Genomic DNA, 13,814 nt, shown 5'->3' with positions numbered 1-13,814 from the left:
AGGCGAAATTCCAAAGTTACAAAGGTTTCATCAACAAATCGAATGAAATTTGTAAGTTTACCACATAAAATAACAACAGCGTGCCAACACCCAAAAAAGCCTTATTTAATTGGAGCAGCGGAAAAGATTCTGCTCTTGCCTTATATAAAATTCAACAAAATTCTGATTACAAAATTGAATGTTTATTGACGAGCGTTAATCAGCAATATCAGCGAATTTCTATGCACGGTGTTCGTGTTGAACTACTGCAAGCACAAGCAAAAAGTATTGGATTACCATTGAAAATTTTACAGGTTCCGGAAATGCCAACAATGGAAGTTTACGAAAAAGTAATGACTGAAACTTTGACTGAAATTAAAAGTCAGGGGATCTCGCATTCTGTTTTTGGAGATATTTTTTTGGAAGATTTACGTAAATATCGTGAAGATCAATTGGCGAAAATTGGTTTTGAAGGGGTTTTCCCAATTTGGAAAATTCCAACAAAAGATTTAATTCAGGAATTTATTTCATTAGGCTTTAAAACTATTGTTGTTTGTGTAAATGAAAGATATTTAGATAAAAGTTTTGTGGGCAGAATAATCGATCAGGATTTTATTAATGACTTGCCTGAAAATGTAGATGTTTGCGGAGAAAATGGCGAATTTCACACTTTTGCTTTTGATGGACCGATTTTCTCAAAACGAATTGATTTTGAAATTGGGGAAATCGTTTATAGAAAATATGAGAAACCTAAAAACGAAGATTCGTCAGATACTGCTTGCGATACGAGTGCCAGCGATGCTTTTGATTATGGATTTTGGTATTGTGATTTGATTCCTAAAAACTAAATTAAACAATTAGAAAATGTGTCAATTTGATAATTTAAGAATATCTATAATTATCACATTTTCTAATTGACACATTTTCTAATTGACACATTTTCTAATTTTCAACATACATTTTAAGCAAATTTGTAACCGTATTCCAGTTTCGCATTGTTACTATAACATTCAGTTTTTTTTCAATGTATTTGCCTTCCAATCTTGTTTTTCCTGCGCCTACAGCATATTTAATAAAAATTCTGTTTCCGTCAATATTAGCTTCATCAGGTTTAAACTGACTAATTTTCAAATCATTAATATTTTCTTTTTTTAATTCAGTCGAAACAAAAGCTACATAGAGTTTTTTAGTGTCTATATCTTTCTCTTTCAAAAATGTATTATTTGCAAAACACAATTCTAAATCTTTCTTAGCGATAACAATTGTTGGAACTTCATGACCAAAAACCTTAAAAATTTCCTGTTTGATCATAAAACCAACTTTCGAAGCTTCTTCTTCACTATCTACAAAAACATTTCCTGATTGCAAATAAGTTCGTACGTTCTGAAAACCAATATTCTCTAACATTGTTTTCAAAGCTTCCATTTTCATCATATTGTGACCAGAAACGTTAATTCCTCGTAAAAGTGCTAAGTGAGTTGTCATATTAAAGTATTTTAAAAGAAAAAAGTATTCAATTTAAAAAACTGAATACTTTTAATTGTTTAGCAAACTTACGGTTTTTATTTTGCTTTTTTGTATGTATAGTAACGATCACACATACCGGCATTATCATTTAAACGACCTGATTTATCTAAAGTTAAACTCTCAAGCAAACCTCCTGTACAATTTGATATTAAAAAACTTTGCTCGGTGTAAGTTAAAACAAAAACAGTTGCATTTTCGTTGGTTTTTATTTCAAAAGTGCCGGATAAAGTCGTGATCTTATTTTCATAATTTCGTGTTTTTGTAAAAGTATTATCTTTATTAAATTGATACGAAAACTGTGTCGAAGATGGATCATTTGCGTATGGTTGATCGGCAAACTGATTCCATTTTCCATAATAATCAGAAACTACCACATCATCAGAATCATTGTTTGAACAGGAAACAAGCGTAAGAAAGAAGGCAAATAAGATCATAAAATTTTTCATTTTATTTAAAGGTTTAAGGTTACTTATTATTAAGACTTTCTCTTCTTAAAATGGTTGCGTGTTAAGCTATTAAATTAACGCTAAGATAATATTGAAAGGTTGAAAACGTTATCTAAATCAAAAAAGTGAGTAAACATTACATTTTCAAATTTCCCAATTAAAATCTATCTTCGCTTTTCCAAAGACAAAAGAGTATAGAATAAAGAACATAGACTAAATCTATTCACTTTATTCTATACTCTGTTTTCTAAATCTAAAGTCTAAGCCAGTCTAAAATCTAAGAAGTCTAAAAAATGTCTAACAATCTCCTTGAAACCCCAATCGAATACTTAAAAGGCGTTGGCCCAAGCCGTGGTCAATTGCTTCGTAAGGAATTAGGTATTCATAAATATGGAGATTTGGTTAATTTTTTTCCAAATAGATACATTGACAGAACACGTTATTATAAGATAAACGAGCTTCAAAATACGGGAACAGAAGTTCAGATTATTGGCAAAATCATCAATATAAAAACGGTTGAATTTGCTAAAAACAAAAAGCGTCTGGTTGCCACTTTCGTGGATGATACAGGGCAAATTGACCTCAATTGGTTTCAGGGACATAAATGGATCAGAGAAAGTTTAAAACTCAATGAGGTTTGTGTCATTTTCGGAAAATGTTCCTTATATGGAAGTCAGTTTAGCATGGCGCATCCGGAAATTGAATTGTTGAGCGAGCATGAAAAAAGTCTTCGATCTGCCATGCAACCTGTTTATCCTTCGACTGAAACACTTACAAATCGAGGAATTTCAAACCGAACGATTAATAAGTTGATGGAACAGCTTTTTATCGAAACTCAGGCTTTATTTACCGAAACTTTTCCGCCTTATTTAATAGAAGAATTAAAGTTAATTCCGAAAAGAGCGGCTTTATTCAATATACATTTTCCAAAAAGTACTGAAGTTTTGGCAAAAGCTCAATTCCGCTTAAAATTTGAAGAATTGTTCTTTATTCAACTTCAGTTAATTACTAAAAACCTGATTCGGAAGCACAAAATAAAAGGACATCCGTTTACTAAAGTTGGTGAACTTTTTAATGAATTTTATCAAAATCATTTGCCTTTTGAATTAACAAATGCTCAAAAAAGAGTAATAAAAGAAATTCGTTCAGACATGGGAAGCAACGCCCAGATGAACAGATTATTGCAAGGAGATGTAGGTTCCGGGAAAACAATTGTGGCTTTTATGAGCATGCTTTTGGCGATTGATAATGGTTTTCAGGCTTGTTTAATGGCTCCAACGGAGATTCTGGCTAATCAGCATTTTATTGGTTTATCTGAATTGGCAAAAACCTTAAACCTAAATATAAAAATACTTACCGGCTCAACTAAAACTGCAGCCCGAAAAATCATTCACGAAGAACTCGAAAATGGCAGTTTACATATTTTAATTGGCACGCACGCTTTACTCGAAGATAAAGTACAATTTAAAAATTTAGGTTTGGCCGTAATTGATGAACAGCATCGTTTTGGTGTAGAACAACGTTCCAAATTATGGAAGAAGAATGATATTCCGCCACACGTTTTAGTGATGACCGCCACTCCTATTCCGAGAACTTTAGCAATGAGTTTATACGGAGATTTGGATATTTCTGTAATTGATGAATTACCTCCGGGCAGAAAACCAATTCAGACTGTGCATCGTTTTGACAGTAATCGTTTGAAAGTTTGGAAATTTCTTCGTGACGAAATTGCCTTAGGAAGACAAATTTATATTGTTTATCCGCTGATTCAGGAATCTGAAAAAATGGATTATAAGGATTTAATGGATGGTTATGAAAGCATTTCTCGTGATTTTCCGTTACCACAATATTCCATTTCAATCTTGCACGGCAAAATGAAACCAGCAGATAAAGACGCTGAAATGAAACGTTTTTCTGAAGGAAAAACCAACATTATGGTGGCTACAACTGTAATTGAAGTTGGTGTAAATGTACCAAATGCGAGTGTAATGATTATTGAAAGTGCTGAACGTTTTGGATTATCGCAATTGCATCAATTACGCGGGCGTGTTGGTCGTGGTGCAGAACAGAGTTATTGTATTTTAATGACCAGCCATAAATTAAGTGCTGACAGTAAAACCCGAATGGAAACTATGGTTCAGACAAACGATGGTTTTGAAATTGCCGAAGTTGATTTAAAATTGCGTGGTCCCGGAGATTTAATGGGAACTCAACAAAGTGGTGTTTTAAATCTTCAGATTGCAGATATTGTTCGTGATCGTGATATCTTAAGCTTAGCAAGAAATTATGCAATGAAAATTCTAAAGGAAGATGGCCCTCTTCAAAAACCTGAACATGCTGTATTAAAAGCTGTTTTTATCGAATTGACTAAGAAAAAAAGTATTTGGAATTATATTTCTTAAAGTTAGGCTACAAATATTTAAAGAGACAGCGTTTTAGAAAACCTGAAATCTGAAACTTAAAAAAAGCCTCATTGTATCAAACTTGTATTACACATTAAGTAAGTGTAAATATTCAATTGTCCTTCTGAAGGGTGATTTAGATTTGTTGGGGTGCAAATTTAGATTTGAATATTTTCGTCGATACAATGAAGCATATTAATTTTAATTATTTCTTTTTAGGTGCCTCTTTCTTTTCAAAAAGACCGGTAAAAAGACCTTTGCTTACTTTATTTTTATCATCTTTTCCTGTTGTCACGAGATGATCAATATATTCCATATATGTTTTTTTGCGTTCTTCTAAAAAACCAATCAAATATTCCTCAGATGCTAACATACCGCTGGCTTCTTCTATATGCAACAACTTTTTATACAGAGGTTCGATGAACTTTACAATAATATCCTCAGGAACAGACTTTCTTGTTCCAAAATAACCAACGATTTCCCCATCAGAATCGGCTATAATTTTAAAATCGGTAATTACCCAATAATATCTGCCCGTTTTAGACATGTTTTTGATGATGACATGAATATTTTTACTCGATTTAATACTATCCCATAAGAATTTAAAAATCACTTTTGGCATATCAGGATGACGAATGATGTTGTGAGGTTGTCCAATAAGCTCAAATTCATCATAACCGGACACGTCAATAAAATCTTCATTAGCGTATAAAATAGTTCCTTTTGTATCTGTTTTACTGAGTAATACTTTATTCTTATTCCAATCAACTTCTCTGTCTGATGGCGTCGGGCGGGTAATCTTGGTATCCATAAATTTTGTATTTAAAATTAATATGTAATTACATTCTGAGTATAATATTTGATTCCATAAAGTATTAATTATTGTATACAAATGAGTTTTGAGTCTTTACTTTAAAGGTTTGTTATTTATTGATTTAACATGAATATCATTTACCATATCATCAATTTTTTTGGCACTATCACGCATCATATCCAAATAACTCAAAAGCTGATCGTTATCTGTATGCCCTTTTGAAACATCAATAAGTTTTAATACTGAACTTACAGGCAATTTTAGGTCTAAAGTTGTTCTGTGTACAAAATCATTATATTCTTTAGTAGCCGATAAAGAACTATATTTTGCTGATGCCAATTTCATGTTTTCCAATTCATATTCATCTGATATTTTAGAAATATGATTTTGACTATGTGTTTTAAAGTAGTAAGCCCAATATCCGTTCATAAAGAAAACAACCGCAGCCAATACAATATGTATAATTAGCGTTTCCATGTCAAAATTGACTTGTGAAAAATACAATTGTATTCCTTTTGGATCATTGTAAACAAAATTTTGCATATAAGCCAAGGCAATATGATGTCCTACCACCAAAAGCGTAAGCGGAATTTGTAATTTCCAGTTTTGATAAATAATCAGAATTGTACTGGCAATGAAAACTGTGAAATGCATTTCGAACAAACCATGCATCTGATAAATATATTGCGCCATGAAAATAGCAAGTACAAACGCTAAAACATATTGGTAAAATTTTGAGTTTTTAAGAAAAAATTTTGCCGAATAATAGGCTAATAAATTTAAGGTACCTACTCCAGCCCCAATTTCCCAGGTATCGTATTTAAATGCTAATGCGATTCCGAGAAGAAAATAAATGGCAAGAACATAATTAATAATCGTATCCGATTTTTGTGTCATTGTAGACATAAAACTGTGCAGATAATCCTGTTCGTTCAAACTAGCTTTTGCTTTCATAATTTAGGTAATGTTAAGGTTAGATTTATTTAGTGCATTTTGGTAATGAACATCCATAAGCTCGAAGAGCTAAAGCATCAAATGAAGGGGCATTTGTATGACTTAATAAAGAATCTATTGCCTGTTCGGCATAATTACTGTCAGCATTGGTACAATATCTTGTTTTATTATAGTTTCCGCGATAATATAAGTTTTGAGAAGCATCAACAAGAACCGCCTGAGGCGTTGAAAAAACGCCACAATTTTTTGCTATTTCCTCATCAAAATAAACAGGAATCTTAGCATCAAATTTTTTCTGAATTTCTTCGATTGTGAAAGTCTTTTCTTTGTTTAGGACTACAATCTTAAAGTTAATCCTGTCTCCATACTTTTTAATCAAACCACTAACATGTGGCACATTAAAACGAGAGCATGGACAATCTGGATTAAAAAAATGTATAAAAACGGGTCTTTGATCAGTTACGCAACATTTTAAATCAATTTTACTTCCCATAGCTATCTCATGATAATTTCCAGGAACTGGTGTAGGCAAACTGTATTTAAATTCGTTTTGCCAGAACAAAAAAGAAATCGCAGCAAGTAAAAAAGTAAACCATAAACCAAGAAGTATTTTTTTCTTCATAAATAGACGATTTTTAATTTAAAACATAAACAGTTGTTAATTTATTAATTCTTAAAAAATAAAAAAATTAACTTAATACAAATAAAAAACCTACATATATTAACGTTTTGTACACAAAAACATTAATTTTCTCACAAAAAAATCATCATATTGTTTAACTTTATCAATGTTACAAATAAAATCGATAAAGAGCAAAATAAATCGGACAAAATACGATAAAAAACACCAACATGTGTTTTTTCTTACTTTTCAAATAGGTAATTTTACGCTTTTTATCAGTAAAAACTTAAAAAAATAATCGATTTTGACCACTTGTCTTACTTTTCATTCATTTAAAAAAGACCTAAATTGTTATTCAAAAATTTTTTTTTAGAACAACATTAAACCTTTGTAAACAAAAACAGTCTTATATATAATCTAATTTAAAAACTTGTACATACAAATGTTAAATAAAAGCCAACCTCTTTCGATTTCGGTTCAAAAAGTTAAATTTGTAAGCTACTAAAAACAATCCCAAAAAAACATTTACCTCAATTTTATGAAAGTAAAAAATCTAATTTATGCCCTACTAATTATAGCGCTCGGAGGGTTCATTGCCTATAGAGTTGTTTCTAACAAAAGCAAAAACGACGAATCTAAAAAGTCTGGCGATAAAGACCGTCCTACAACCGTAACAGGACTTGTTGTTAAAACTTCTACGTTTGACAATAACCTATCATTGTCAGGATCTATCGAAGCTAATGAACAAATAGAAATTCACAGTGAAGTTTCAGGAATTGTTGAAGGCATTTATTTTACTGAAGGTACATATGTAAATAAGGGACAAGTACTTTTTAAAGTAAATGATATTGAATTAAGAGCACAATTAAGACAAGCTCAAACTAAAGAAGGTTTGGCAGCTGAAAACGAAAGAAGAGCAAAACTACTACTTCAAAAAGAAGCTATAAGTCAGGAAGAATTTGATGTGGCAAATGCAGATTATGCTTCTATGAAAGCGCAAACTCAATTAATTAAAGCACAAATTGCTAAAACTTCTGTAAAAGCACCATTTTCAGGAAAAATTGGTTTGCGTTCTATCTCGCCCGGAACTTACATAACGCCAACCGTTTTAGTAGCAAAACTGGTAAACACCGGAAAATTAAAAATAACGTTCTCTATTCCTGAAAAATACGCTTCACAAGTAAAATCAGGTTCGACTATAGATTTTTCAGTTTCAGGATCTGATAAAGTTTATTCAGCAAAAATATATGCCATTGAACCAGAAGTAGAAGTAGCAACTCGTACTTTACAAATTCGCGCCATTGCTGATAATATTGATGGAAAACTTTTTCCCGGAACTTTTGCTGATGTAAAACTACCTTTGAGTATTATTAAGGATGCAATTTTAGTTCCTTCAGAAGCTATAGTTCCTGTGCAAGATGGTAAAAAAGTGTATATAGCTAATATGGGGAAAGCTAAGGAAATTATGGTTGATGCAACAACAAGAACAGATGCTTCAATTTTAATTCTTTCAGGATTAAAAGCAGGTGATACTTTAATCACAAGTGGAGTTATGTCATTGAAAAACGAGGCTCCTATAAAAGTTAATGTAAAAAAATAGAGATTTTGAATTTTGAGTTATGAGCTATGGATTATGAGTTTTCAAAACTTTAATCTATTCTCTTTGTTCTATTTTCTTTATTCTTAAATCTAAATCTAACATGAGTTTATCAACTACAAGTATAAGAAGACCCGTTTTAACCATCGTACTGAATCTTTTGATTATTTTATTCGGTTTCATTGGTTATACATTTTTGGGTGTTCGCGAATTCCCATCGATTGATCCGGCACAGGTTTCTATCAGAACAAATTATACCGGAGCCAATTCTGATATTATTGAATCACAAATTACAGAACCTCTTGAAAAAGCAGTAAATGCCATTGACGGAATTAGAAATATTACATCGTCAAGTAATCAGGGAAGCAGTAATATTACCATAGAATTTAACTTAGATAAAAACCTTGAAGAAGCCGCAAATGATGTTCGTGACAAGGTTTCGCAAGCGGTTAGAAGTTTACCACAAGATATTGATGCGCCACCGGTAGTTTCTAAAGCTGATGCTGATAGTGAATCTATTATTTCCATGACAGTTCAGAGTGACACCAGAAGTTCTTTAGAATTAAGTGATTATGCTGAAAATGTTATTTCGCAACGTTTAGAAACAATTCCCGGAGTAAGTGGCGTACAAATTTGGGGACAAAAACGCTACGCAATGCGTTTATGGATCGATCCTGTAAAATTAACAGCTTACGGTTGTACAGTTGCAGAAGTTCGCGACGCATTAAATGCACAAAATGTCGAATTACCTTCAGGAAAACTAACTGGAAATAACACCGAATTAACTGTAAAAACAATCGGGAATTTATCTAAACCCGAAGAATTTAATAATATAATTATTCGTACTGATGGCGATAAAATTGTTCGTTTAAGTGATGTTGGAGGTGCTGAATTAGGACCTGAAAATATCGAAACTTCATTAACATCTTCAGGACTTCCAATGATTGGATTGGCTATTGTACCAATGCCTGGTGCCAATTATCTTGATATTTCAAAAGAGTTTTATAAAAAATATGACGCTTTAAAAAAGGATCTTCCAAAAGATATCAAATTAAATATTGCACTTGATAATACACTGTTTGTAAAGAAATCAGTACTTGAAGTAGCTGAAACTCTTGGAATTTCGATCATTCTGGTAATTATCATTATTTATTTGTTTTTTAGAGATTGGGCAATTGCTTTCAGGCCTTTAATTGATATTCCGGTATCGTTAATTGCTACGTTTTTTATCATGTGGCTTTTTGGATTCTCAATAAATGTATTAACTCTTTTAGCTATTGTTCTGGCAACTGGTTTAGTAGTCGATGACGGAATTGTGGTTACTGAAAATATCTTCAAAAAAGTTGAAGAAGGAATGTCGCCAATTGAAGCTGCTATTAAAGGCTCTAACGAGATATTCTACGCCGTAATATCGATTTCAGTGACTCTGGCAGCAGTATTTTTACCTGTTATTTTCTTAGAAGGTTTCGTAGGGCGACTCTTTCGGGAGTTTGGAGTTGTAATTGGTGCAGCCGTACTTATTTCTGCCTTTGTATCTTTGACTTTAACACCAATGTTGAACGCTTATTTAATGAAAGGCGGCGAACAGAAAAAATCCAAATTCTACATTAAAACAGAGCCGTTCTTTGAAAAATTAAATAGTGGTTATGCCGATGCATTAAATCGCTTTATGGACAGAAAATGGATTAGTTTTCCTATTTTAATTGCTTGTTTTGGATTGATATATTTGTTTTTTACAATACTTCCAAAAGAAACGGCTCCATATGATGACCGTAGTTCTGTAACGATGCGTATGACAACTCCGGAAGGTTCTTCTTATGAATATACTAACCGTTTTATGCAGGAAATGTCAAAATTGGTTGATGATTCTATTCAGGACAAAAAAGTAAGTTTAGTAATTACTGCCGGAGGTTCAGGAGGTTCTGCAACAAATTCTGGTTTCATAAGACTTTCGTTGAAAGATCCGGACGAAAGAACGAAGTCACAAAAAGATATTGCCGATCAATTAACAAAATGGACTAAAAAATATCCAAGCGCTAAGACATCTGTGCTTCAACAGCCAACAATTTCCGTTAACAGACGTGGAGGTTTGCCAATTCAATATATTATTCAGGCTCCTAATTTTGAAAAATTACGAGAAAAAATTCCAGTTTTTATGGATGAAGTTGGTAAAAGTGATGTTTTCTCTACTACAGATGTAAATTTGAAATTTAACAAACCTGAAATCAATGTTAGTATTGACCGTGAAAAAGCGGAAAGTTTAGGAATCTCAATCATTGATATTGCTCAAACGTTACAACTTTCATTAAGTGGACAACGTTTTGGATATTTCATTAAAAATGGAAAACAATATCAGGTAATTGGTCAGTTTGATCAAAAAGACCGCTCTAAGCCTTTGGATTTAACGTCGATGTTCGTGAAAAACAAAAATGGAGAATTGATTCAGATGGACAACGTAGTTAAGGTTGAGGAACAAAGTAATCCACCACAATTGTATCATAATAACAGATATATGTCGGCTACAGTTTCTGCAGGTTTAGCACCGGGAAAAAGTATCAGTGATGGTATTGAAGAAATGGATAGAATTAAAGCCAAAGTTCTGGATGAAAGTTTTACAACCGATTTAAGTGGAGAATCAAGAGATTTTGTTGAAAGTAGCTCAAATACTTCTTTTGCTTTTGGATTGGCTTTATTGTTAATCTTTTTAATTCTTGCAGCACAATTTGAAAGTTTTATTGATCCGTTTATTATTATTTTAACGGTACCAATGGCGGTTGCCGGAGCATTATTTTCATTATGGTTATTCAATCAGACATGGAATATCTTTAGTCAGATTGGAACGGTAATGCTTATCGGACTGGTAACTAAAAACGGTATTTTAATCGTGGAGTTTGCCAATCAGTTACGAGAACAGGGAAAACCAAAATTAGAAGCTATTTTAGAAGCTTCAGAAGCACGTTTACGACCGATTTTAATGACGAGTTTAGCGATTGCCTTAGGCGCGTTGCCAATTGCAATGTCACTTGGAGCGGCATCTACAAGTAGAATCGGGATGGGAGTTGTAATTGTTGGGGGGACTATTTTCTCTTTAGCATTAACGCTTTTTGTAATTCCGGCGATTTATTTAATGTGGTCTAAAGCCAGAAAACATTATCCGGAATTTGATCATATTGACGAATACGAAAAAGAAAGTAAATAATTTATTAGCCCCGAATTTGAGTCAATTGAATTCGGGGTAAAAGAAAACAAATATGAATACTAAAATTTTGTTCCGCAGTTTGATATTCTTCTTCTTTTGCATTACACATATAAATGCGCAGGAAGTTCTGACTATTGAAGATGCTATGAAAATCGCTTTAGAAAATAATTTTGAAATTAAGATTGCCAAGAATAACACAAAAATAAGCGAGACCAACGTTACAATTGGAAATGCAGGAATGTTACCTGTTGCAACGGCTTCAATAACAGACAATAACAGTATCCAGAATTCATCGCAAACACGTCAGGATGGTACTTCAACCTCTTTGGATAACGCAAAAAATAACAGTTTGAACTACGGCGTCAGTTTAGGCTGGACTGTCTTTGATGGTATGAAAATGTTTGCCAGACTTGATCAGTTAAAAGAACTTCAAAAACTGGGCGACGCTCAATTAAAACAAACGATTTTAATTAAGATTGCACAGGTAAATTCTTCTTATTATGATTTAGTACAACAGCAACAACAATTAGCTGCATTAGACACTACAATCGTAATTTCTCAACAACGTTTAAAGTTAGCTCAAAACCGTTTTAGCATCGGTAAAGCTTCAAAATTAGAAGTTTTAAATGCTCAGGTAGATTTAAATTCAGATCAGGTTGCCTTATTAAGACAAAAAGAATCCTATATAAATGCTAAGATATTACTAAATCAATATTTAGCACGTGACCCAAAAATCGATTTTAAAGTTATTGATTTGGTTACTGTTGACAATACATTGGTTTTGGCTAATTTAATGGAATTGGCACAAAAACAAAATCCTGGCTTAGAAGCTCAGATTATCAATAAACGAATTGCCGAATTACAATTAAAACAAGTAAAAGCAGACCGATATCCTGTTGTAAACTTAACTTCTGGCTACAATTTTTCAGAAAACCAATCTAGCTTAGGATTTACAAGCCAGTCTTCAGCAAGGGGTTTAAATTATGGTTTTAACGCAACTCTAAACATCTTTGATGGTTTTAATCAACATCGAAATGAAAAAGTAGCAAAACTGGAAATTGAAAATTCTCAAATCGCAATTGAGCAACAAAATATGATTCTAAATACACAATTAAGCACTGCTTTTCAAACATATTTAACCAATTTAGAATTAATTGATCTTGAAGAAGATAACGAAGCTATTGCCAGACAAAATTTAGAAATTACACTGGATAAATTCAAAATCGGAACCATAACAACACTTGATTTCAGAACGGCTCAGCTTAATTATGTTAATGCAAAAGTGCGTTATAGTAATGCACAATATGTAGCTAAATTATCTGAAATTGCATTAAAAGAATTAGCTGGAAATATTAATTTTTAAGTAAATTTGTTTCAAAACAAAGCTGAATGATTGCATATAATACTAAGGAGTGGTTTACTTTTATTTTTCATTTCCATAAATCCGATACTGTTCGAAAACTATTTCCGATAATGATTGCAATTGGAATTTATTCCGGAATTGTAGGTTATTTAGAGGTTGTTTATCTGGGAATTGACACCAATCATTATATCAAAAATATTCCGTTAATGCATGGAATATTAGGTTTTGTAATATCGCTTTTATTGGTTTTCAGAACCAATACGGCTTATGATCGTTGGTGGGAAGCCAGAAAACTTTGGGGCGGTTTAGTAAACAACAGCCGCAATTTTGCCATAAAACTATCGGCTATTTTACAAGATGAAAATGATCGTAAATTTTTCAGGAAGTTTATTCCAGGTTATGCCTCGATCTTATACAAACATTTAAATAATTCTGAAACTGCAAAACAGCTTTTTGACGATGTAGATTTAGAATTGGATCATCATAAACACAAACCTAATCAGGTGAAACGTATGATGTCCCATAAAATTAATGACTTATACGAAGCCAAAAAAATTACAGGCGATCAGCTTATTATTTTAAATAACGAGCTGGTTGCTTTTACTGATATCTGTGGAGCTTGTGAGCGAATCAAAAACACACCTATTCCCTACTCTTACAGTGCTTTTATTAAAAAGTTTATCTTTTTTTACACGATGACTTTGCCTTTTGGCTATTCTTTAAGTCTTGGGTATTATGTAGTTCCAGTAGTGGTTTTTATTTTTTATGTTTTGGCAAGTTTGGAGTTAATTGCTGAAGAAATTGAAGATCCTTTTGGTGATGATGAAAATGATTTACCAATTAAGAAGATTTCAGAAAATATCAAAAAACACGTTGAAGAATTGATTTAATTTAAGAAGTGTACATTTAAC

General features: G+C 32.3%; 11 protein-coding genes. 6 read left to right on the top strand and 5 right to left on the bottom strand.

Annotation, left to right across the window (positions count from 1 at the left end; genetic code table 11):
- The first annotated feature begins 80 nt into the window (after nucleotides 1–80).
- Complete coding sequence (locus AC1RRN_RS09645; protein WP_492967097.1) at nucleotides 81–827, top strand: Dph6-related ATP pyrophosphatase; 747 nt, start codon at nucleotides 81–83, stop codon at nucleotides 825–827.
- 94 nt (nucleotides 828–921) lie between these two features.
- Here the strand turns inward: AC1RRN_RS09645 and AC1RRN_RS09640 are convergent, their stop codons facing one another.
- Together AC1RRN_RS09640 and AC1RRN_RS09635 are read right to left on the bottom strand one after the other, a co-directional pair.
- Nucleotides 922–1,464, bottom strand: a complete 543-nt coding sequence (locus tag AC1RRN_RS09640; protein WP_492967096.1) for a DUF1697 domain-containing protein — start codon at nucleotides 1,462–1,464, stop codon at nucleotides 922–924.
- 77 nt (nucleotides 1,465–1,541) lie between these two features.
- On the bottom strand, nucleotides 1,542–1,940 hold the full coding sequence (locus AC1RRN_RS09635; protein WP_492967095.1) for a hypothetical protein: 399 nt from the start codon (nucleotides 1,938–1,940) through the stop codon (nucleotides 1,542–1,544).
- Nucleotides 1,941–2,245: 305 nt separating this feature from the next.
- Here AC1RRN_RS09635 and recG point away from each other — a divergent pair, with 305 nt between their 5' ends.
- The gene (recG, locus tag AC1RRN_RS09630; protein WP_492967094.1) at nucleotides 2,246–4,354 is read left to right on the top strand and encodes an ATP-dependent DNA helicase RecG; all 2,109 of its coding nucleotides are present in this window, start codon (nucleotides 2,246–2,248) and stop codon (nucleotides 4,352–4,354) included.
- 205 nt (nucleotides 4,355–4,559) lie between these two features.
- On the opposite strand, the gene AC1RRN_RS09625 is transcribed toward recG, so the two are convergent.
- From AC1RRN_RS09625 to AC1RRN_RS09615, 3 genes are all read right to left on the bottom strand, one after another.
- Complete coding sequence (locus tag AC1RRN_RS09625; protein ID WP_492967093.1) at nucleotides 4,560–5,165, bottom strand: PAS domain-containing protein; 606 nt, start codon at nucleotides 5,163–5,165, stop codon at nucleotides 4,560–4,562.
- Between the two features lie 96 nt (nucleotides 5,166–5,261).
- Nucleotides 5,262–6,122 carry a hypothetical protein gene (locus AC1RRN_RS09620; RefSeq protein WP_492967092.1) on the bottom strand — a complete coding sequence of 287 codons (861 nt, stop codon included), beginning with the start codon at nucleotides 6,120–6,122 and terminating at the stop codon, nucleotides 5,262–5,264.
- Between the two features lie 25 nt (nucleotides 6,123–6,147).
- Complete coding sequence (locus AC1RRN_RS09615; RefSeq protein ID WP_492967091.1) at nucleotides 6,148–6,744, bottom strand: DUF6436 domain-containing protein; 597 nt, start codon at nucleotides 6,742–6,744, stop codon at nucleotides 6,148–6,150.
- Between the two features lie 538 nt (nucleotides 6,745–7,282).
- Here AC1RRN_RS09615 and AC1RRN_RS09610 point away from each other — a divergent pair.
- From AC1RRN_RS09610 to AC1RRN_RS09595, 4 genes are all read left to right on the top strand, one after another.
- On the top strand, nucleotides 7,283–8,344 hold the full coding sequence (locus AC1RRN_RS09610; RefSeq protein WP_492967090.1) for an efflux RND transporter periplasmic adaptor subunit: 1,062 nt from the start codon (nucleotides 7,283–7,285) through the stop codon (nucleotides 8,342–8,344).
- Nucleotides 8,345–8,444: 100 nt separating this feature from the next.
- Nucleotides 8,445–11,540, top strand: a complete 3,096-nt coding sequence (locus AC1RRN_RS09605; RefSeq protein ID WP_492967089.1) for an efflux RND transporter permease subunit — start codon at nucleotides 8,445–8,447, stop codon at nucleotides 11,538–11,540.
- Nucleotides 11,541–11,592: 52 nt separating this feature from the next.
- Nucleotides 11,593–12,903, top strand: a complete 1,311-nt coding sequence (locus AC1RRN_RS09600; RefSeq protein ID WP_492967088.1) for a TolC family protein — start codon at nucleotides 11,593–11,595, stop codon at nucleotides 12,901–12,903.
- A gap of 26 nt (nucleotides 12,904–12,929) precedes the next feature.
- Complete coding sequence (locus AC1RRN_RS09595) at nucleotides 12,930–13,793, top strand: bestrophin family protein (RefSeq protein ID WP_492967087.1); 864 nt, start codon at nucleotides 12,930–12,932, stop codon at nucleotides 13,791–13,793.
- The last annotated feature ends 21 nt before the right edge of the window (nucleotides 13,794–13,814 follow it).

Source organism: Flavobacterium sp. GW821-FHT11G01, assembly GCF_058808175.1.
The sequence above is the reverse complement of the archived record's forward strand: the minus strand, read 5'-3'. Positions and strand labels throughout refer to the sequence as shown.